Origin of the sequence: Bacteroides sp. Marseille-P8574, from assembly GCF_902825465.1 — a bacterium.
GTDB lineage: Bacteria > Bacteroidota > Bacteroidia > Bacteroidales > Bacteroidaceae > Bacteroides > Bacteroides uniformis.
Genome location: NZ_CADEBE010000001.1, coordinates 2,682,952 through 2,705,840, shown reverse-complemented (window position 1 = coordinate 2,705,840; position 22,889 = coordinate 2,682,952). Strand labels below are relative to the sequence as shown.

Annotated in this window: 15 protein-coding genes; 7 read left to right on the top strand and 8 right to left on the bottom strand. The window is 53.1% G+C overall.

The genetic code is table 11. The features are described 5' to 3' along the window. The first annotated feature begins 1 nt into the window (after position 1). From HUX74_RS11510 to HUX74_RS11480, 7 genes are all read left to right on the top strand, one after another. On the top strand, positions 2–1,405 hold the full coding sequence (locus HUX74_RS11510) for a glucoamylase family protein (RefSeq protein ID WP_165853589.1): 1,404 nt from the start codon (positions 2–4) through the stop codon (positions 1,403–1,405). A 13-nt stretch (positions 1,406–1,418) separates the two neighbouring features. After that, entirely contained in the window at positions 1,419–3,710 is a 2,292-nt protein-coding gene (gene bglX, locus HUX74_RS11505; protein WP_117964742.1) for a beta-glucosidase BglX, read from the top strand. Between the two features lie 137 nt (positions 3,711–3,847). Further along, on the top strand, positions 3,848–6,883 hold the full coding sequence (locus HUX74_RS11500; protein ID WP_174646659.1) for a TonB-dependent receptor: 3,036 nt from the start codon (positions 3,848–3,850) through the stop codon (positions 6,881–6,883). 80 nt (positions 6,884–6,963) lie between these two features. Then, positions 6,964–8,484: a RagB/SusD family nutrient uptake outer membrane protein gene (locus HUX74_RS11495; protein WP_174646658.1), complete on the top strand. Its 1,521-nt coding sequence runs from the start codon at positions 6,964–6,966 to the stop codon at positions 8,482–8,484. Positions 8,485–8,799: 315 nt separating this feature from the next. Continuing rightward, entirely contained in the window at positions 8,800–11,136 is a 2,337-nt protein-coding gene (bglX, locus tag HUX74_RS11490) for a beta-glucosidase BglX (RefSeq protein WP_174646758.1), read from the top strand. Between the two features lie 34 nt (positions 11,137–11,170). Next, positions 11,171–12,034, top strand: coding sequence for an endonuclease/exonuclease/phosphatase family protein (locus HUX74_RS11485; protein WP_174646657.1), 864 nt, complete (start codon positions 11,171–11,173; stop codon positions 12,032–12,034). Between the two features lie 14 nt (positions 12,035–12,048). Further along, entirely contained in the window at positions 12,049–13,413 is a 1,365-nt protein-coding gene (locus HUX74_RS11480; protein ID WP_117964736.1) for a glucoamylase family protein, read from the top strand. 153 nt (positions 13,414–13,566) lie between these two features. Here HUX74_RS11480 and HUX74_RS11475 read toward each other — a convergent pair whose 3' ends face one another. The 8 genes from HUX74_RS11475 to HUX74_RS11445 form a co-directional block, all read right to left on the bottom strand. After that, entirely contained in the window at positions 13,567–16,095 is a 2,529-nt protein-coding gene (locus HUX74_RS11475; protein ID WP_138344658.1) for a TonB-dependent receptor domain-containing protein, read from the bottom strand. Between the two features lie 146 nt (positions 16,096–16,241). Continuing rightward, on the bottom strand, positions 16,242–17,537 hold the full coding sequence (locus tag HUX74_RS11470) for a DUF4010 domain-containing protein (protein WP_117964732.1): 1,296 nt from the start codon (positions 17,535–17,537) through the stop codon (positions 16,242–16,244). A gap of 34 nt (positions 17,538–17,571) precedes the next feature. Then, entirely contained in the window at positions 17,572–18,039 is a 468-nt protein-coding gene (locus HUX74_RS11465) for a CYTH domain-containing protein (RefSeq protein WP_117964730.1), read from the bottom strand. Between the two features lie 19 nt (positions 18,040–18,058). Next, positions 18,059–18,193 carry a hypothetical protein gene (locus HUX74_RS20915; protein ID WP_005830349.1) on the bottom strand — a complete coding sequence of 45 codons (135 nt, stop codon included), beginning with the start codon at positions 18,191–18,193 and terminating at the stop codon, positions 18,059–18,061. A gap of 80 nt (positions 18,194–18,273) precedes the next feature. Continuing rightward, positions 18,274–19,389: a peptide chain release factor 2 gene (prfB, locus tag HUX74_RS11460; protein WP_005830350.1), complete on the bottom strand. Its 1,116-nt coding sequence runs from the start codon at positions 19,387–19,389 to the stop codon at positions 18,274–18,276. A 114-nt stretch (positions 19,390–19,503) separates the two neighbouring features. Next, on the bottom strand, positions 19,504–20,256 hold the full coding sequence (locus HUX74_RS11455) for a carbohydrate-binding family 9-like protein (RefSeq protein ID WP_117964728.1): 753 nt from the start codon (positions 20,254–20,256) through the stop codon (positions 19,504–19,506). Continuing rightward, complete coding sequence (locus tag HUX74_RS11450; protein ID WP_005830352.1) at positions 20,253–21,656, bottom strand: family 10 glycosylhydrolase; 1,404 nt, start codon at positions 21,654–21,656, stop codon at positions 20,253–20,255. Before HUX74_RS11450 ends, HUX74_RS11455 begins: the two co-directional genes overlap by 4 nt. Positions 21,657–21,661: 5 nt before the next feature. Then, positions 21,662–22,888, bottom strand: coding sequence for a DUF5009 domain-containing protein (locus tag HUX74_RS11445; protein WP_117964726.1), 1,227 nt, complete (start codon positions 22,886–22,888; stop codon positions 21,662–21,664). Position 22,889: the final 1 nt, after the last annotated feature.

Here is a 22,889-nt window from a genome sequence, read left to right as displayed (position 1 = left end):
TATGAAAAAACCAATAATGATACATGTGCTGGCTTTGTTCCTAATTTCCACACTGGCAAGCTGCGCGTCCTGCTCTTCCGACCTGAAGGAAAGCGGGAAAGAGAACGGAAAAGAAGAAAAGCCCGACATAGAGGAAGTACGTCCCGAATCATTCGCTTCGGATGACGAAATGCTGGATTACATCCAAAAGGTACATTTGAACTACATGTGGGACGGTGCGGAACCGGTTTCCGGACTGGCACCCGAACGCATTCACCTAGACGGAGAATATCCCGAGAAAGACCAGAGCGTCGTCACCATCGGTGGCAGCGGATTCGGTGTTGCCGGTCTGCTGGTAGGTATAGAGCGTGGCTTTATCCCCAGAGCCGAAGGCGTGAAGCGCCTGACCCAAATTGCCGATTATCTGAAACGCGCCGACCGCTTCCACGGCGTATGGCCCCACTGGCTGTACGGTCCGACCGGAGAGGTGAAGCCTTTCGGACAAAAGGACAATGGCGGCGACCTGGTGGAAAGCTGCTTCCTGATGCAAAGCTTGCTTTGCGTGCGCCAATACTTCCGCGACGGTAACGAGCAGGAAAAGAAACTGGCAAAAAAGATTGACCAATTGTGGAAAGAGATGGAGTTCAGCTGGTATCAGAATGGCAAGGATGTCATCTACTGGCACTGGTCTCCCGAATACAATTGGGAAATGAACTTTCCGCTGGAAGGCTACAACGAGGCATTGATTGTGTATGTGCTCGCAGCCTCCTCCCCTACTTATCCCGTTCCAGCTTCGGCCTACCACAACGGTTGGGCACGCGGCGGCGGTATCAAGTCCGACTCTGCCCCCTACGGCCTGCCTTTGGAATTGAAACACAACGGAGCCGAGAAACTGGGCGGCCCCTTATTCTGGGCACAATACTCGTACATCGGTCTGGACCCGCGTAATCTCAGTGACCGCTATGCCAACTACTGGAACGTGGTGCGCAACCATGCCCTCTCCAACTACCGCTACTGCGTGGAGAACCCGAAGAACTTCAAAGGCTACGGCAAGGACTGCTGGGGACTTACAGCCAGCTACTCTACCCAAGGCTATGCAGCCCATTGCCCGGGTGACAATGATCATGGCGTCATCACACCGACGGCAGCCTTGTCCAGCTTCCCCTATACACCGGAGGAATCCATGCGTGCGCTGAAGTATTTCTATTCCAAAGGAGACTGGATTTGGGGCAAGTACGGTTTCTACGATGCCTTCTCCGAAGCAAGCAACTGGACAGTGCCCCGCTATCTGGCCATCGACCAGTGCACCATTGCCCCGATGATCGAGAACTATCGCACCGGATTGTTGTGGAAACTCTTCATGAGCTGTCCCGAAATCCAGGAAGGTCTGCAGAAGCTAGGCTTCCAACAAATCGCATCTAAATAATTTTCTATATAGCATGAAGAAATACTCATTATTAGCAGCCTTGGCTTTCTCTGCCCTCACCGTGACGGCAACGCCCAAAGAAAGCACATCCCAAGGCACTCCGCAGGACATGGACAAGTTCATTACGGAGTTGATGGGCAAAATGACATTGCACGAGAAAATCGGTCAGCTCAATTTGCCGGTGACGGGAAACATCGTTACCGGACAAGCCAAGAGCAGCGACGTTGCCAGTAAAATCCGCAACGGTGAAGTCGGCGGTCTGTTCAACCTGAAAGGTGTGAAAAACATCCGCGAAGTACAGAAACTGGCCGTAGAGAACAGCCGCCTGGGCATCCCCTTGCTGTTCGGTATGGACGTGATTCACGGTTACGAAACGGTATTCCCCATTCCCCTGGCACTCTCGTGTAGCTGGGACATGGAAGCCATAGAGAAATCGGCCCGTATAGCTGCCATCGAATCAAGTGCGGACGGTATCTGCTGGACATTCAGCCCGATGGTAGACATCTGCCGCGATGCCCGTTGGGGACGCGTATCCGAAGGCAACGGTGAAGACCCATTCCTGGGTTCAGCCATTGCACAAGCCATGATTCGCGGCTATCAAGGTAAGGATATGAGTGCCAACAACGAGATAATGGCTTGCGTAAAGCACTTCGCACTGTATGGCGCCGGAGAGGCCGGCCGCGACTACAACACGGTGGATATGAGCCGCAACCGTATGTTCAACGAATACTTCCCTCCCTACAAGGCTGCCATAGAGGCCGGCGTAGGTAGTGCCATGACCTCCTTCAATGAAATTGACGGAGTACCCGCCACTGCCAACCACTGGCTGCTGACCGACGTACTGCGCAACCAATGGGGCTTCGACGGCTTCGTGGTGACAGACTATACAGCCATCTCCGAAATGATAGACCACGGAATCGGCGACCTGCAGGAAGTATCCGCACGTGCCCTGACCGCCGGAACAGACATGGACATGGTAGCCGACGGATTTATCGGCACACTGGAGAAATCCCTGAAAGAAGGCAAAGTGACTGAGGCCGACATTGACAAAGCCTGCCGACGCATCCTAGAAGCCAAATACAAGCTGGGACTGTTTGCCAATCCGTATAAATACTGCGACGTGAAGCGTGCCGAAAAAGAAGTATTCACTCCCGAGCACCGCTCCATTGCCCGCCAGATTGCCACAGAGACATTCGTGCTGCTGAAGAACCAGGACAACCTACTGCCCTTGCAACGCAAAGGCAACATCGCCTTGATTGGCCCACTTGCCAACACCCGTGCCAACATGCCGGGCACTTGGAGTGTGGCAGCCACAGCAGACAAATACAGCACCCTGCTGGAAGGTTTCAAGAATTCTGTCGGCTCCAAGGCCAACATTCTCTATGCACAAGGCAGCAACCTGATGTACGATGCCGACTACCAGACACGCGCCACGATGTTCGGCCGTGAACTGCCCCGTGGCAATGATCAAGAACTGCTGGACGAAGCCCTGAAAGTAGCCGCACAAGCCGATGTCATCGTAGCAGCCCTCGGCGAGTCTTCCGAGATGAGTGGTGAGAGCAGCAGCCGTTCCGAACTGGAAATGCCGGACGCACAGCGCCACCTGCTGGAAGCATTGCTGAAAACGGGCAAGCCCGTAGTATTGGTATTGTTCTCTGGACGTCCCGTAGTGCTGACTTGGGAGAATGAAAATGTTCCCGCCATCCTGAATGTATGGTTCGGAGGTAGTGAAGCTGCCGACGCCATTGCCGACGTAGTGTTCGGAGACGTTTGCCCCAGCGGTAAGCTGACCACCACTTTCCCACAGAATGTGGGCCAGTTGCCTATGGCATACAATCACAAGAATACCGGCCGTCCTCTGAAAGAAGGCAAATGGTTCGAGAAGTTCCGCAGCAACTACCTGGATGTGAGTAACGACCCGTTGTACCCCTTCGGCTATGGCTTGAGCTACACCACCTTCCAATACAGTGACATCACGCTCAGCTCCAAGCAACTGAATGCGGACGGCAAGCTGACCGCTTCCGTAACCGTAACCAATACGGGCAACTACGATGCAGATGAAATCGTACAGCTCTATATCCGCGACCTGGTGGGCAGCATTACCCGCCCCGTGAAAGAGCTGAAAGGCTTCGAGCGCATCCACCTGAAGAAAGGCGAAAGCAAGCAGGTGACCTTCACCATTACCCCCGAATTGCTGAAGTTCTACAACTACGACATACAGTATGTATACGAACCCGGCGAGTTCCATGTAATGATTGGACCCAACAGCCGCGATGTAAAGACTACGAGTTTTGAGTTGAAATAGGTATAGTTTTGCTTTTAGGTAAGAGGGCAGTCCGCGAAAACCGGGCTGCCCTTTTTTAACACCGTCACCAAATCTTTTTTGCATTTTGATTGTTCAGAGGAGAAACTGAATGATTTATCCACTAAAAAATCAATGTAATGAAGAAGAACCTAAACCTTCCCAAGAAGAAAACCGGAAGACTGAGAAACCTATTTCTGACGGTGTGCCTACTGGCAAGTGTCGCCGCATCGGCGCAGGAGAAAACAGTAACCGGCACCGTGACCGATACCCTGGGTGACCCGCTGATTGGTGCCACCGTATTGGTGCAGGGAACCTCCAATGGCGTGATTACCGACATAGACGGCCGGTACTCCATCCAGGCCACCCCGGAGAACACATTGGATTTTTCCTATGTAGGCATGGTGAAGCAAGCTGTCAAGGTAGGCAGCCAGTCGGTAATCAACGTCCAGATGAAAGACGACTCGCAGATGCTGGCCGAAACCGTGGTCATCGGTTATGGCAGCGCCAAGAAGCGAGACCTTACGGGCTCCATCACCAACATTAAAGGCGACGAAATCGCCAACAAGCCGGTGGTCAACCCCGTATCCGCACTACAAGGCAAGATTGCCGGCGTGCAGGTGATAAACTCCGGCAAGGCAGGCTCCGACCCGGAAATCCGTGTACGCGGAACAAACTCCATCAACGGCTACAAGCCACTCTATGTCGTGGACGGACTGTTCAACGACAATATCAACTTCCTGAATCCGCAGGACATCGAATCCATGGAGATACTGAAAGACCCGTCGTCGCTCGCCATCTTCGGTGTGCGCGGTGCCAACGGTGTGATTATCATCACCACCAAAAAGGCGAAAGAGGGACAGACACGCGTCAATATCAACGGCTCGTTCGGTTTCAAGTCCGTCACCGACAAAATTGCACTGACGGATGCCGAAGGATTCAAACTGCTGTACAACGAACAGTTGAGGAATGAAGGCAACCCGGAATACAACTTCTCGGACTGGACGGGAAACACCAACTGGCAGGATGAAATCTTCCAGACCGGGTTCATCACCAACAACAACATCAGCATCACGGGTGCCTCGGACAAGAACAGCTTCTATCTCGGTGCGGGCTATGCTTACGAGCAAGGCAACATCAAGCACGAGAAGTACAGCAAAATCACGCTGAACATCAGCAACGACTATAAAGTGACGGACAACCTCAAGGTAGGTTTCCAATTCAACGGGGCACGCATGCTGCCCGCCGACACGAAGAGTGTGGCTACAGCCCTGCGCGCAACTCCGGTGGCGCATGTATTCAACTCCGAGTACGGCCTCTACACCTCACTGCCCGGATTCCAGAAGGCACAGATGAACAACCCGATGGTGGACGTGGACCTGAAGGCGAATACCACGAAAGCCGAGAACTACCGTGGCTCGGGCAATGTGTACGGCCAATGGGATTTCCTAAAACACTTCCAGTTCAAGGCCATGTTCTCCCTGGACTATGCCTCGAACAGCACACGGACATACACCCCGGTTATCCAGGTATATGACGCAAGCGTCGAAGGAGACATAGCCACGCTGGGCAACGGAAAGACCGGAGTGTCCCAAGCCAAAGAGACGGAAATGAAGGTACAGAGCGACTATCTGCTGACCTACACCAACTCCTGGGGAGACCACAGCGTGACGGCCACAGCCGGTTTCACCACCTACTACAACAAGCTCGAGAATCTGAACGGCGCCCGTACCCAGGGAGTAGGTCTGGTCATCCCGGACAATCCCGACAAATGGTACATCAGCATCGGCGACGCAGCCACCGCCACCAACGGCAGCACGCAGTGGGAACGTTCCACCGTGTCCGTACTGGCACGTATCCTCTACAACTACAAGGGCAAGTACCTGTTCAACGGCTCCTACCGCCGGGACGGCTCTTCCGCCTTTTCCTACACCGGCAACCAATGGCAGAACTTCTACTCCGTCGGCCTGGGCTGGCTGATGAGCGAGGAGGCATGGATGAAGGACATCACCTGGCTGGACATGCTGAAACTGAAAGGCTCATGGGGCACACTGGGTAACCAAAACCTGGACCGCGCCTATCCCGCCGAACCGTTACTGACGAATGCCTACTCTGCCGTATTCGGCACCCCGTCCGCCATCTATCCGGGCTACCAGCTTGCCTACCTGCCCAACCCCAAACTGCGCTGGGAGAAGGTGGAAGCCTGGGAAGCCGGTGCAGAAGCCAACTTCCTCCGCAACCGCCTGCACTTTGAAAGCGTGTACTACAAGAAGAAAACCAAAGACCTGCTGGCCGAAGTGCCGGGCATCTCCGGAACCGTACCGGGTATCGGAAACCTCGGCTCCATCGAGAATTCGGGCGTAGAGCTGGCCCTAAGCTGGCGCGACCGGATAGGCGACTGGAACTACAACGTGGGGATGAACCTTGCCACCATCAAGAACAAGGTACTGAGCCTCGTGCAGGAAGGCTATTCCATCATAGCCGGAGACAAGCAGCAGAGCTACACAATGGCCGGATACCCCATCGGCTACTTCTACGGCTACAAGGTGGAAGGTGTCTACCAGACCCAGGAGGAGATTGAGCACTCTCCCAAGAACACGCTGGCAACCGTCACCCCGGGCGACCTGAAGTTCCGCGACGTGAACGGTGACGGTGAAATCACCACGGCAGACCGTACGATGATTGGTAATCCTACACCCGATGTCACCTACGGCTTCACGCTCGGCCTGGGCTACAAGAACTGGGAGCTGGCAGTAGACATGATGGGACAAGGCGGCAATCAGATTTACCGTACCTGGGACAACTACAACTGGAGCCAGTTCAACTTTATGGAGCAACGCATGGACCGCTGGCACGGTGAAGGGACCAGCAACACCCAGCCGCTTCTGAACACCAAGCATACCATCAACAACCTGAACTCCGAGTATTACATAGAGGACGGCTCGTTCTTCCGCATCCGTAACGTGTCGCTGGCATACAACTTCGACAAGGCGCTGATTTCGAAGATAGGCATGCAGGCGCTGAAGCTCTACGTGAACATACAGAACCTGAAAACGTGGAAGCACAACACCGGATATACCCCGGAACTGGGCGGAAGCGCCATCGCCTTCGGGGTGGACGACGGCAGTTATCCGATGCCGGCGATTTATACGTTCGGATTTAATCTGACGTTCTAAAAGCCTCTCTCCTAAAAAAGAGTAACTTCAAACCTCCCCCGACTCCTTCAAAGGGAACGGGGAATGAAAAATATAAATTTATGAAACTGATAAAATACATATTTACATTGCTGGTGGGTGCAACAGCCCTCTCACTGACATCCTGCAACGACTTCCTGGACCGCGATCCGCTGGGGCAGTTCACGGAAGATGACTCTCCCAACGCCCTTGTCGGCGGAAAGATATTCAACGTCTACTACCTGATGCGCTCGTACGACATCACTGCCGGTATTCCGGCTTTTATGGTGCACATGGTGCGCAGCGAAGACTCCGAGAAAGGCAGTGACGCCGGCGACGGCAGCAACGAGGCCGCCATGTGGGACGACTTCGAATACACTGCCTCCAACGGGCCGCTCAGCGCCTATTGGGGACAGAACTACAAAATCATCTATCAGTGCAACGAAATCCTGGACGACATTGAGAAGAGCGGACACAAGGACGACACCGAAGCCATCCGCAACCGCGGCGAAGCGCTCTTCTTCCGTGCCTGGTGCTACTTCAACCTGGTACGCGCCTTTGGCGAAGTGCCGCTGGTCACCATCAAGGTAGTGGAAGCCTCCGATGCCAACGTGCCCAAGACCACGGCGGAAAAGATATACGAACAGATTGACAAAGACCTGACCGAAGCCGAAGAATGCCTGCCCCTGCGGTGGGACAGCGACTATACGGGACGGCTGACCTGGGGCGCCGCACGCTCCCTGCACGCACGCACCTATATGATGCGGAACGATTGGGACAATATGTACACAGCCTCCACCGAAGTGATAAAGTCGGGCATCTACAACCTGAATACACCGGTCGACAAAGTCTTCACCGTAGAAGGGGAGAATTGCGGTGAGAGCATCTTCGAACTGCAATGCGAAGCCACCGATGCCATGAAAGAGGATGCCAGCATCGGCAGCCAGTTCTGCCAGGTGCAAGGGGTGCGCGGAGCCGGCGAGTGGGACCTGGGATGGGGCTGGCACATGGCCACTAAACTGATGGGAGAAGCTTTTGAACCGGGCGACCCGCGCCGGAACGCCACATTGCTCTACTTCCGCCGCAGCACGGACGAGCCCATCACACCGGAGAACACCAACCAGCCTTATGGCGAGTCACCCGTATCCACCGCCATGGGTGCCTACTTCAACAAGAAGGCCTACACGGACCCGACACTGCGCCGCAAGTACACCCGCATGGGTTTCTGGGTAAACATCCGCCTCATCCGCTACCCGGACGTGTTACTGATGGCTGCCGAAGCCGCCAACGAGAAAGGGCTAACGGGCGAAGCCGCCGGGTATCTGGAACAAGTACGCGCCCATGCCCGCGGCACACTGGCAGACGTGCTTCCGAAGGTAGAATCTGCCAGCCAGTCTGTGCTGCGTGACGCTATTCGCCACGAACGCCGCGTAGAGCTGGCACTGGAACCCGACCGCTTCTACGACCTCGTGCGCTGGGGCATTGCCAAAGAAGTGCTGCAAGCTGCCGGAAAGAATTACCAAGACAAGAATGCGCTGCTGCCTCTGCCCCAGACAGAGATAGACAAATCGAACGGAGTACTGGTGCAGAACCCCAACTATTGATACCCGGCCAAAGGAAACAGCCGGCCCAATCAATGGCAAAAGGTCTGTTTCATAACTTACTTGCAATCAAAGCATTGCTACTGCAAAGAGCTGCAAACTTTTTGCAGTGGCACTGCAAAGGTGTTGCAGTAGCACTGCACAACAGTTGCAGTGTCGCTGCAAAGCAGTTGCAGTAGCGCTGCAAATCGTTTGCAGTATCACTGCAGAGAAATTGCAGTACCGTTGCAAAGAAGTCATAGCGCCACTGCAATAGAGTGACGGCAATCTAAAAACAATGAAGGGAACATACTTACAAACAATTAATTCAATATGAATATGAAGAAAATTTTCAAGAGAACAAGTCTGCTGCTCGCGACCGCTTTAATAGGCGTCACCGCCACCGTGCAGGCGCAGAAGTCTCCGCAGGACATGGACCGCTTCATCGACGCACTGATGCGCCGGATGACTGTGGAAGAGAAAATCGGCCAGCTCAACCTGCCCGTGACCGGAGAGATCACCACCGGTCAGGCAAAGAGCAGCGACGTGGCCAAGAAGATTGAGCAGGGGCTCGTGGGAGGGCTTTTCAATCTGAAAGGAGTGGCCAAAATACGCGACGTACAGAAACTGGCCGTAGAGAACTCCCGCCTGGGCATCCCCCTGCTGTTCGGCATGGATGTGATACATGGCTATGAGACCATCTTTCCCATCCCCCTCGGCCTCTCCTGCACGTGGGACATGGCAGCCATCGGGCAGTCTGCCCGCATCGCCGCCATCGAAGCCAGTGCCGACGGCATCTCATGGACCTTCAGCCCGATGGTGGACATCAGCCGTGACCCGCGCTGGGGACGTGTATCCGAAGGGTCGGGCGAAGACCCGTTCCTCGGAGGCGCCATCGCCCGCGCCATGGTGTTGGGGTATCAGGGAAAAGACCCGGACGACCAACTGAAACGGAACGACGAAATCATGGCATGCGTCAAGCACTTCGCACTGTACGGTGCCGGAGAAGCCGGACGCGACTACAACACCGTAGACATGAGCCGCAACCGCATGTTCAACGAATACATGTACCCCTATGAAGCAGCCGTCCATGCCGGAGTGGGCAGTGTAATGGCCTCTTTCAACGAAGTGGACGGTGTGCCCGCCACAGCCAACCGCTGGCTGATGACAGACGTGCTGCGCAAACAATGGGGGTTCAGCGGTTTTGTGGTGACCGACTTTACCGGTATCTCCGAAATGGTGGAGCACGGCATCGGTGACCTGCAGACCGTTTCCGCCCGTGCGCTCAACGCCGGTGTGGACATGGATATGGTGAGCGAAGGTTTCGTGGGCACGTTGAAAAAGTCGCTCACCGAAGGTAAAATAACCATGAAGACGCTGGATGCAGCCTGCCGCCGCATCCTTGAAGCGAAATACAAGTTAGGGCTGTTTGATGACCCTTACAAATACTGCGACCTCAGCCGTCCCGCACGCGACATCTTCACGCGCGAGCACCGCGACGCCGCACGCCGGATTGCCGCCGAAAGCTTTGTGCTGCTGAAAAACGAACCTTTTGAGGGACAAGGCAAGAAGTCTTCTCGTCCTGTCCTTCCCTTAGAGAAGCAAGGCACCGTCGCCGTCATCGGCCCTCTGGGCAATACCCGCAGCAACATGCCCGGTACCTGGAGTGTTGCCGCACGCCTGGATGACTATCCCTCTCTGTACGAAGGACTGAAGGAGATGACAGCCGGCCGGGTGAACATCACCTACGCCAAAGGCAGCAACCTCATCGGTGATGTAGCCTACGAGGAACGCGCCACCCTATTCGGCCGATCGCTGAGCCGGGACAACCGTACGGATAAGGAACTGCTGGACGAAGCTTTGAAGGTGGCCTCCGGTGCCGACGTGATTGTAGCCGCCCTGGGCGAGTCTTCCGAAATGAGCGGTGAAAGCTCGAGCCGTACCGACCTCGGCATCCCCGACGTGCAACGCACCCTGCTGGAGGCCTTGCTGAAGACCGGAAAGCCCGTTGTACTAACCCTCTTCACCGGCCGGCCGCTGACGCTCACCTGGGAGCAGGAACATGTGCCCGCTATCTTGAACGTATGGTTCGGTGGCAGTGAAGCGGCATACGCCATCGGCGACGTACTGTTCGGCGACGTGAACCCAAGCGGTAAGCTGACCATGACTTTCCCGAAGAACGTAGGGCAGATACCTTTATTCTACAACCACAAGAATACCGGTCGCCCGCTGGCTGCCGGCAATTGGTTCGAGAAGTTCCGCAGCAACTATCTAGATGTGGACAATGAACCGCTGTATCCCTTCGGCTACGGGCTCTCATACACCACTTTCCAGTACAGCGACATCGCCCTCAGTACCCCGGTCATGGGACAAAATGGCTCCACCACTGCCGTAGTCACCGTGACCAATACCGGTAAGCGTGACGGCGCAGAAGTCGTGCAGCTCTATATCCGCGACCTCGTAGGCAGCATTACCCGCCCCGTACGCGAGCTGAAAGGCTTTGAAAAGGTGTTCCTGAAAGCGGGCGAAAGCAAGACCGTATCCTTCAAGATTACCCCTGAGCTGCTCCGCTTCTACGACTACGACCTCAACCACGTGGCCGAGCCGGGAGATTTCGATGTGATGATAGGTGGCAGCAGCCAGGCAGAAAAGACAGCCCGACTGACACTGAAATAAAATATTTAATATTGCACTCTAAAAACAAGAAAACATGAGATATACTACTTTACTCCTTTGTTTTTGCAGCATTCTGCTCCTTGGCAGCTGCAAGAGCCAGCCCTCCGCACAGAACGGACAGCCGCTGGAAGTGATGACGTTCAATGTCCGCCTGGATATTCCTTCGGACAGTGTAAACAACTGGAATTACCGCAAGGGTGACGCCTGCCGTATGATAGCCTACTACAGCCCCGACTTGCTGGGCATGCAGGAAGTGCTTCACAACCAAATGGAAGACCTGAAACGCGGGCTGCCGCAATACACAGCACTCGGCGTGGGGCGCGACGACGGCAAGGAAGCAGGCGAATACTGCCCGATATTCTTCCGGACCGACCGGTTTACACTGGTGGAATACGGCAATTTCTCCCTCAGCGAGCAACCCAAAACTATCGGCATCAAGGGCTGGGACGCTTCCTACAACCGTGTCACCACCTGGGCGATACTGCAGGAAAAGAACAACGGACAAAAGTTTGTATATTTCAACACCCATCTGGACAACGACGGAAAGACAGCCCGCAAAGAGGGCGTGCAACTCATTCTCGACAAAATCAAGGAGATAGCACCGGGCATGCCCGCCATCATCACCGGTGACTTTAACTGTACGCCCGGTGAAGAACCTCTGCAAACGCTGGAAAAGGGAGGAATGGAAAATGCCGCAAAGACAGCTGCCGTCACCTACGGTCCGTCCTGGTCTTTCCATGACTTCGGCCGCCTGCCGGTGGAGGAACGCGTACTGCTGGACTATGTCTTCGTGACCAAAGGCGCAAAGATAGACCGCTACCGCGTTATCCAAGACAAACCGGAGAACAGCTACCTTTCCGACCACTGTCCTATACTTGTTGAATTGACCGTGCAATGAATATAGATAAGTAAATGATAAAAAAACAAGTAAGCATTGGTACAATAAAAATACAATACAGTTTATTATTGTTCCTGCTGTTGCTCGGTTTCACGCAATGCAAAAGCCCTGCCGCCAAAGAAGACCGGCTGAGCGACGATGCCCTGATGGACACCGTGCAGCGTCGCACCTTCAACTACTTCTGGGAAGGTGCCGAGCCCAACAGCGGACTGGCACGCGAACGCATCCACATGGACGGTGTCTATCCGGAGAACGACCAGAACGTAATCACGTCCGGTGGAAGCGGTTTCGGCATCATGGCTATACTTGCCGGTATAGACCGCGGCTATGTCACCCGCCAGGAAGGGCTGGAACGAATGGAGAAAATCGTCTCCTTCCTCGAAACCGCCGACCGTTTCCACGGTGCCTACCCGCACTGGTGGTATGGCGATACGGGCAAAGTGAAACCTTTCGGGCAGAAAGACAATGGCGGCGACCTGGTAGAAACAGCCTTCATCATGCAGGCCCTGCTCTCCGTCCACCAGTACTACATCGACGGTTCGCCCGCCGAGCAAGCCCTCGCCGCCCGCATCGACAAGCTGTGGCGCGAAGTGGACTGGAACTTCTACCGCCAAAACGGCCAGAACGTGCTCTATTGGCACTGGAGTCCGGAATACGGTTGGGAAATGAACTTTCCCGTACACGGTTACAATGAATGCCTCATCATGTATATCCTTGCCGCCGCCTCGCCTACCCACGGCGTGCCTGCAGCAGTCTATCACGAGGGCTGGGCGCAGAACGGGGCCATTGTAGACCCTCATAAAGTGGAGAATATCGAGTTGCATCTGCGCTATCAAGGCACAGAAGCCGGACCGCTCTTCTGGGCACAATACTCGTTCCTCGGCCTCGACCCCATCGGGCTGAAGGATGAATACTGCGCCAACTACTTCGACGAGATGCGTAACCTGACGCTTGTGAACCGTGCCTACTGTGTCCGCAACCCCAAGCACTACAAAGGTTTCGGGCCCGACTGCTGGGGACTGACAGCCAGCTACTCCGTCAACGGATATGCCGCCCACGCTCCCAACGAACGCGACGACCAGGGAGTCATCTCTCCAACTGCCGCCTTGTCATCCATCGTCTATACCCCGGAACAGTCGTTGCAAGTGATGCGCCACCTCTACGAGATGGGAGATAAGGTCTTCGGCCCCTATGGCTTCTACGATGCTTTCAGCGAAACGGACAACTGGTTTCCGCAGCGCTACCTCGCCATTGACCAGGGCCCGATAGCCGTCATGATTGAGAATTATCGGTCAGGGCTGCTGTGGAAGCTCTTCATGAGCCATCCGGATGTGCAGAAAGGGCTGAAGAAGTTGGGGCTCTCAACAGTCAGCAAGTAAGTTACTATCATAAAAAATCCCCTTCTGAAACTTGTATTCTCTGAAGAATAGAGAGGTACAAGTTTCAGAAGGGGATTTTTAGCAATTCAACACCCTAAATCCCGTCCATCTGTTGTGTCCTACGAGTCATTTGCCTGACAATGTATTTACAACTTATTCACCACCACCGGAACCGCTGCCACCGCTCTTCACATCATCATTGCTGATAGTGCGCGCAGCCTTTTTCACGCTTGCCTTCAGCTCACCGATACGGTAGCTGACGCTTATGCCGAAACGTTGGCGGCTGTACTTATAGTTGCTTTCACGTATAAAACCGTTGCCTTCGGTGGTGGAACTTTGGTCCATATACTTCTTGAAGAAGTTGCTGGCAAAGGCAGACAAGGTGAGGCGCTTGTCCAGGAAGGACTTGTTGACGCTCAAGCCATAATCAAAGAAGCTGCTGCCCTTACCTTGCAGCATAATCCACGGCGTCTGTCCGAAGACATTCAGACTGATGCGCCAGTCATGGGGCAGCGTCTGCTGTGCACCGCCGTAGGCAAAGAGGCTCCAGCCATCGTTACGCATGCCTTCACTGCCCTCCAGATAAGAGTAATTGCCGCTCATGTTCATGTAGATACGTGTACGTGGAGTGGCATTCCAGTTGACGTAACCGTTCACACTGGCATAACGGGTCTTGCCGATGTTGGCATAGGTAGAATAAAGCACATCCTTGCCCGTGGGGTTCTTCAATCCCTCAATCTCCGTATCGGGCATGAGCCTTGTCACATTCTCAATACTGTTGTTGGTAAACGAGTAGCGGGCCGAGATATTGATGTTGAACTTCTGTGTAAAGTTACTGTAACTCAAGTTGAAAGCATGGCTCTTCTCACTGTCCAGTTCCGGATTACCCTGGCTGATGTAGGAGGGATCCGTATCATTCAGATAAGGATTCAGAGACCAGATTCCTGGACGATAGATACGCATGTTGTATCCCAAACGCAGATTGGACATATCCGTCAGCTTGTAGCCGATGGAAGCGGAAGGCACTACGTCGTCAAAGTTCTTTGTGAAATCCTCACCCCGGCCCACCAAATACTTCACGTCTTGGATGGTATGCTCGTAGCGCAATCCCAAACGGCCCGAAAGTCTCTTCACCTTCAGCCCATATCCCAGATAGGCGGCAATGATATCGTTTAAATGCTTGTAGTGCGAGCTCTGGTCTTTGTTGTATTCATACTTTCCGGTATCGTCCGCATCAAAACGGTCGTCTTCCGAAGAGTTGTTGCGCAGAATGTACTTGGCGCCTGCCTCCAGTGTATGCAGCTTACCGATAGGCGTGGTATAGTCGGCTTGGAACGTATGCTCCGTGGTATTCTGCTCACCGTCGTTATGCAGGTTCTTCAAGCGGTTCAGATAGTCTGCCCAATCGGGGTTATAGCCATTGTCTATTTCATATTCCGTATAGGAATCCGATGTTTGCGGACGGGTGTTTATCTTGTAAGAAAACGTCAGCATACGGTCCTTCACCTTGAACAGACGCTGGTAGTCTACACCTCCGTCGATAGAATACCAGGAAGACTTGCTGCGGTTAAAGGCAGAATAACTGTAAATGGGAGCAGCGTTCATGCTCTCCGGGAAAGTGGCGATGTAGTCCGTAGAGCCGTTACTCTTATTCCCACCACCCCAAAGTCCGAAAGACATGGTAACCAAGCGTAATGTATCTATTTCGTAGCTGGCCTCCATGCTGCCCGACTGGAAAGAACCGTGTCCCTTGTTGCTGCCGTCATAGTCCAGATTGGAAGAATTCTCCGTAACAGCTTCCGGTGTCACATGCTGGCTACCGCTGTTATAGTTGCGGGGCTGATCGTTGTAGTTGTAATTGTAGCGGGCGCTGACGGTCAGCTTGCCACTCTTGATGGTACCGAATGCCCCGCCGCCTGCACCGCGATTGCTGACGTTGGCACTGAACGTAGCCGTATAGCCTTCGACTCCGCTGCCCACGGTGACGATGTTCAAAATCCCTCCCACACCTTCGGCGTCATACTTGGGGCCAGGATTGGTTATCACTTCAATATGCTTGATACTGTTTGCAGGCATACTCTTCAGCACTTCCGTCGGATTGTTGCTCATCATGTTGTTGGGCTTTCCGTTGACGTATACCTTGAAGCTGCTGCTCCCGTTCACCTGAATATTGTCCTCGCCATCCACCGTTACCAATGGTACCTTGCGAAGCATTTCCAGCACAGAGTTCGACTGGGCGTCAGGGTCGTCCTGCACATTGTACTCTATCTTGTCGATATCTGCCTTCACCAGAGGCTTCTGAGCTACAATCTCCACTTGTCCCAACTCATTGGAGGCATCTACGATATACAGCGTACCGAAGTCCACCAGCTTCTCCCCTGCCTTCACAGAAAAGTTCTTCACGATGGGAGTACGTCCCACGGAAGTGATGGTCATCACGAAGTTGCCCGTGCCGGGTACTTTCTCCTGAAACTGACCTTTCATGTCCGTTACCAGCATTTTCAGCGCTTTTGCAGGAGCCTCTTTCTTCACGATTTTAATGGTAGCATAAGGTTCACCCTCCTGGGTGAGCGAGTCTAGCAAAATTCCTTTAACCTGAAAAGAAGTGTTTGCCGTGTTTTGCGCTGCAACCAGGCCCGAAATCATCAGCATCCATAGCAGCACAGTCCATTTGATTCTCATTGCGTTTTTATTTTTAGTGACTATTCTTTATTGTCTTCGTATTAGACGTTTCCCGTTCGAGTTTTGTCACAGTGAATTCGACAAAAATAGCCTCTTTTCATGCATTTACGAGACTTTCGGAGTTAAAAAAGCAAAAAGAAAGCTATTTAGAGAAAATAGAAGAAAAGTAACAGACAGATATTTATGGCAATAACACAACCAAATCCCCCCAATATCCACGGGCGCAAAGGGCTTTTCCTGCCGGCAAAAAATAACGCATAGCACATGTTCACCGCTATATTGCTGACAATAGCCTGCATACTGCAAGCCGTAATCACCAGCACCGCCACACTGCCTGTTCCTTGAAGCAGGTTCAGAATGAAAGGAGTAATATCACTGAACCCCGAAATGAAAGAGAGCAGGTTCAGTCCACCCGTACCGGCATACACCAGCGTATAGTGGGTCAAGATAGTGAACACCACAAACAGCATGGCAAAAATCAGCGCTACCTTGAATTCCAACGGGTTACTGCTGTCCTCGTTCTCCGTGTCACGCATGCCGTCGTCCACCCGTTTCCGCTTGGAATGCAGATACCATGCCACGGCTGCCGTCACCACCGACATTATCAGCAAGTAGGGATAAATGACCAGTAGCGTCTCCCGGCTGAAAATACCTATCAATATCAAGAAACGGAGGAACATCATGCTGACCGCCAACAACATGGCCGCCACATATTCGGGAGCATCCTGCGCAGACGACTTACGGCTCTTTCGCGCCAGTACGGAAATGGTAGCCGTGCTGCTGTACAAGCCTCCCACGATGCCCGAAACCAGAATGCCCGACTCATGGAAGACGTAGCGCTTCAACAGATAAGAAAGGTAGGAAATGCCCGATACAACCACTGTGGCCAGCCAAATGCTGTATGGCGTCAGGTTGATGCCGGGAATAAGGTTCTCATTGGGCAGCATCGGCAGGATAATGCCGCTGATGGCAAGGAACTTGGCAAGCGTAATCATCTCGTCGTTCTTCATGCGCTGGGCCAGTTCCGTGAAGGTATGCTTCAACTCGGTGAAGAGCAGGACGGTCACTATGACCATGACGTAGAACCACGACGGCTGCGTGGCCACAATGGGAGCAATGCAGTAGGTGATGAGTGCAATAATGATGGTGGTTACTCCGAACACATGGTACTGTGACTGCTTCACATAATAGTTCAGTCCGAGCAATAGCCCCAGAATGGCTCCTCCTCCCATAAACAGACGATAGCCCGTAGGGTCGAGAATATAGAGCAGATAGCCCAGAATGCCTATAAAGGTGAAGGTGCGGTCGGTACCGAAAAGCGTAGTCTCCCCTTCGCGCTTCAAGCTGATTTTACGCTGTGAAAGCCCGATGAGTAAAGAGAATACGGTGACCAAAAGGAAGGTGACCAGTTCTCTTGGCAGGTAGTCGTAAAGTTTCTCCATGACGATTAAACAAGTACGGCATACAATTGGTTTGCTACCACGTGGTGAAAGGGTGTTTCATCAGCTGCGAGTTATAGTAGCGGATGTCTCCCGTCACCTCCCGTCCGATGAATGCAGGTTTCACGAAAGGCTCGTCTTCCGAGGAGAGTTCCACCTCAGCCACAGTCAGCCCTTCGTTCTCGCCATAGAACTCGTCCACCTCAAAAGTATGCTGTCCGCTACGCACAAGGTAACGGGTCTTGTCGATGATACCCGGTTCGCACAATTTCAGCAGTTCCCGCGCTTCGCACAGTGGGATTTCCTTTTCCCACTCGTAGCGGCTGGTTCCCGATTCATTGGATGCACCCTTGATGGTGAGAAATCCCCGCTCATCACGGATGCGCACCCGTACCGTCCGTCCACGCGCACTACTGATGTATCCTTGTACGATACGGCTGTGTGCATACGCTTGTGGCTTGTATTCTCCCGTCACGAGGAATTTCCGTTCTATCTCCTGCGGCATGTCGTTTCCAGTGATTTTATCAGCCCCAGTAAGAGTAAGCCACAAACATGGCGATGACCAATACAATGGCTATTACTCCCATCGTCATCATCACTTTCTTGGCTTGTTGCTCTTCCTTCTGGCTGTGCATTGCTTTCTTCTTACTTTTTCCCATGGTGTGTTTTATAGTTTAAAGTTCAACGATGAACAAAGTAAGAAGAAATTCGGGAAGAATGCAAATGAAAGGGAGAAAATTTATTCGCCACTTCCTGCAAACTCCATCAGGTAAGCTTTGATGAAGCCGTCTATCTTTCCGTCCATCACACCGTTCACGTCGCTGGTCTGGAAATTGGTACGGTGGTCTTTCACGCGGCGGTCGTCGAAGACGTAGCTACGAATCTGGCTACCCCATTCGATTTTCTTCTTACCGGCTTCCACCTTTGCCTGCTCGGCCATGCGGTGCTGGAGTTCCTTATCATAGAGCATGGAACGAAGAAGGCGGAGAGCGTTCTCGCGGTTCTTGGGCTGGTCTCGTGTCTCGGTATTTTCAATCAGGATTTCTTCCTCTTCGCCCGTATATGGGTCCTTATACTGATAGCGCAGACGAACACCGGACTCTACCTTATTGACGTTCTGTCCACCGGCACCACCACTTCGGAAGGTATCCCATGACATGCGGGCAGGTTCGATATTCACCTCGATGGTATCATCTACCAAGGGAGTGACAAACACGGATGCAAAAGAAGTCATACGCTTGCCCTGGGCATTGTAGGGCGAAACACGCACCAGGCGGTGCACACCGTTCTCACCTTTCAGATAACCGTAGGCATAATCGCCGGAAATCTCGATGGTACAAGTCTTGATACCTGCCTCGTCTCCTTCCTGCAGGTTGGCGATGGTGGCCTTATAGCCGTGAGTCTCGGCATAGCGCAGATACATACGCATCAGCATGCTTGCCCAGTCCTGGCTCTCCGTACCACCGGCACCAGAGTTAATTTTCAGCACACAGTCCATCTGATCGGCTTCCTCGCGAAGCATATTCTTGAGTTCGAGGGCCTCGACAGCAGTGATTGCCTTGGCATAGGCATCGTCCACTTCCTCTTCAGTCACCAGTTCGTCTTTGTAAAAGTCGAAAGCCAGTTGTACCTCGTCAGTCAAGGTCTTTACCTCATTGTAGCCAGAAATCCATTGCTGCAAGCCTTTCACTTTCTTCATCTGAGCCTCGGCAGCCTTCTGGTCATCCCAGAAACCGGGAGCCTGGGTGCGGAGCTGCTCTTCTTCCACCTGTATCTTCTTTCCTTCAATGTCCAGATAGCGGTTCAACGCCTCGGTACGTTCTTTGATATCTTTCAGTTGTTCTGCGGTAATCATATATGCATTTACAATTTAGGAAGTGCAAAGGTATAAAAAAACACATAATTCCGCAATTGTCAATCCAATAAGTAATGCTAACGGCAAATGATTCCACCAAAACACCCTAAAGATTTATTCAAAAGACAAGGTGCCGAAAAAGGCCGGACAGTGGAACATGGGGCGTTCCAGCCCGATAGGACTCCAAGAAAGGAAGTGGGGAGTCTGGAGTTTGTCACCACACTTGTAGAAATTCCCTTTCATTGTTTTTCCGTCCAGAGAACCGACGGAATGCTGGAAGAAAGCGGAAACGGGAATAACCATGGCCAGTTCCCAGCTGCACTCGCCCAAACGTTCCTCGAAAGGTTCGCCGCCCAACGAGCTCCAACGTTTCACCATGCCCAGCACTTCCTGACTCGCCGTAGGACGGCGCTCATTGATTGCACCTCCCTGAATCAGCAGCCTGCCGGCGCAGTTACATTCGAAATTGTAATAGCGGTCGTCACCTTCGGGAGATACGAAGAATTCCACACAAGCATCTTCCCATACCCGGCCATTGTCTCCGGAGGCCACTGCACGCACACTGGCTTCCTTCACTTTGTAGTGGAGCAGGATTTCGCGCCCCGTATGGGCTATGCGGAAACTCACTTCCGGCTTGTAGGGATAATCTTTCCAGTTGACCACATCAAGGGGCTGAAACTCTATCCCGTTCTCGTCCAGCAAGGACGGCACAGCCTCACCTTCCGGTGAAGCCGTACACATTACTTTCTTTACACACAAGCTCTTTCCACTCTGGGCATTGCAACAAACCATGCCTACCATTGAAAACACCAAGAGCAGAAGGAGTTTGCTCCCGTAATCTCTCACTATCATAAAACGTCCTTTCATTTCTTATTAGTAGAAGCCTTGTCTGCTACTGCTACATCCCAACCGGAAACAACGTCGCCGTAAAGATAGAATGTCACGTCAAAAGTAGTCTTGCTATTCTCATCCACCACTTGGTAGCAGCGTGTCGCGTCATAGGAATCCACCTCCTTGTACTCGCCCAATGCCAGCGGAGCCGGCTCTTCCTTGCCGGCAGCCTTGGCTATGATTTGCTGCATGCGTTCCTGCATCAGCTTCATAATGCCTTCATGCTTGAAGGGGTCGGGATCCGCCACTTCGGGATGGGTAGCCTTTATCACCCCGCCATTGGCGGCACGCACGGCTCTGACACTGTCCGTATAAGCCTTGAACTGCCTCTTCACCTCCGGAGAACGCAGTCCATGAATGGTAAATACGGCAATTCCCTGGGCGCCGTTGTTGAGAGCGGCATCCATGCATTCGAACATCATCGGGCCGTCGGTGGCGGTCATGCCGCAGTACAGTGTAGTCATATCGTTCTTGTCGCGTACATTCTCAACCGTACAGTCGGAAATGAAGCTGGCATCACCCGTATAGAAGGTATGGTAAACCATCGGGAACACGATGTCGAGATTCCATTTGCCCCAGTCCTGACGCACCATGCGTGAAGCCATCTTCGGGGTGGGGAACGGGGAGGCAGCCATTGTCTTGCCGTAGGAATGCACCACTTCGGCAATCATATTGGCCACTTCGGTTATCTGGTCGCAACGAAACTGGCGCCACTTCACATCGAGGGAAGGGTCTTCCTGCTCGCGGGGGTCATAACCGTACTGCTCCTTGAACAACCTGAGCATTTCCGGATGGTAACCGTAATCCCACGCAGCGTATTCACGGTCCTGCACAATGCCATAATGGGGCCACAAGGTGGTGGGAAGCACCACATCCACAAAACGATGATAGTCGATGGCAATGCCATTCAAGCCTTCCACTTCGCAGTAGGCCTTGATTTTTTCCTTGATGAACTCGCGGACTTCGGGCAATGCCGGGCAGAGAAACTTGTAATAGCCTACATAGGCGGTAGTGTCTGCCAGGCTCTTGCCGTTACGATTCACGCTGAACCATTCGGGATGCTCCTTCAATATCTTGTCACGGTCGTGTTCCAGATTCATGGTCCATAACCAGGCATACACTTCGATTCCGTGTTTATGGGCAACCGGTATGGCAGCCCGGTAATCGTCGGGAGTCGGCGCATTCAGCATAATTCCATCCATGCCGATGTCGTTCATCACTTGGCAGATGGAGTCGAAGTTCATGCCGGGACGATAGTCCAGCCACGTCCAGAACATGGGATATTCCTTGGTTGTTTCCTTAGCTCCCTGCTGGCACGAGAACATGCCCAGCGCAAGGAACAGCAGCAAGAATGCAGGTAAAAAGCTCTTTTTCATTCTATCTAAATTTTAAGTTTAACATGCAGTTTTTCCATCACCCAGGTAACGCCGATTACCACAAAGGCAAAACAAAGGCAGTTGACCAGCCCCATGAATCCATGTGTGAACCAGTCCGGCAGGACAACACCGGTCACATCAGCAAAGCCATAGAAGACATAAGGTACCAGATAAGTGGTCAGCGTAGCCGTTCCGGCAGGGCGTATCAGGTTGAACCAACCTGTGACCTGATGGCTGACCAGATAGCCGAGCAGTGTGTAGAGCCCCACGGAAATGGCAGTCACATAGAACACCCAGGGAGGAGTGCCACCCATCTTGGCCACAATCCAGAAATGGTGTGTCCCAATTCCGACCAGCAGAAGCAGAACGGCAACCGTCAGCCCATTGCAGAGTTTCCAGCCGTCACCCTTGCCGGCATAGCGGGCGCTGAGAATGGAAAGGATGACACCTCCCATTGTAAATGCGGGCAAAGCCCCGTTGCCGATATGCAGAATGGACAACATGCCCTGATAGAAGTTGCGTTCGGGAAAGGCAAGGATAGCCTCACCGCCAAAGCCCTCGCGCAAAGGCGTACCCAGCAGGCATATCAGGATAAAGGCACCCCAGGCAGGCAGCAGATACTGCAACCGGTCACGGCTGAAGATATAGATTACGGCACATACCAGATAGGTCCAGCCGATGGAGCCCAATATTCCCCAATAGGCACCGAATGCACCTCCCTGCGGATTGCGGAACGTGAAGGCAAGGTAAAGGAGAACCAATACTCCGATTATTTTAAAAGCACGGAAAAGGTTCTTCTGAGTGCCGGAAGCCGGTTTCGGATATTGGTTCCACACACCGATAAAGCCTATGGCCATCAGGAACCAGTATACTCCTATCGGATAGGGAGCTTCCGGTGAAAGCCGGAACTCCGAGTTCGTTATAAACGCACCCATCACCAGCAAGGCAAAGGTGCGGGAAAGGATATGCCCCAAGGTGGACTCTGCCGAGAAGCCCTTGGCATATCTGCGCTCAATGGCGTAAGGTATGGACATTCCCACTGCAAACAAAAAGCAGGGGAATACAATATCCGCCAGTCCCATAAAATCCTCACCATAGACGGCATGTTCCAGCCAATGGGGTACGTCATGCACTTTCCAGAAGTCATTGACGAAAATCATGATGAACATGGTCAATGCCCTCAGCATGTCGATGGCCAGGTTGCGCCGTGAATAAACAGTCTTGTCACTCATA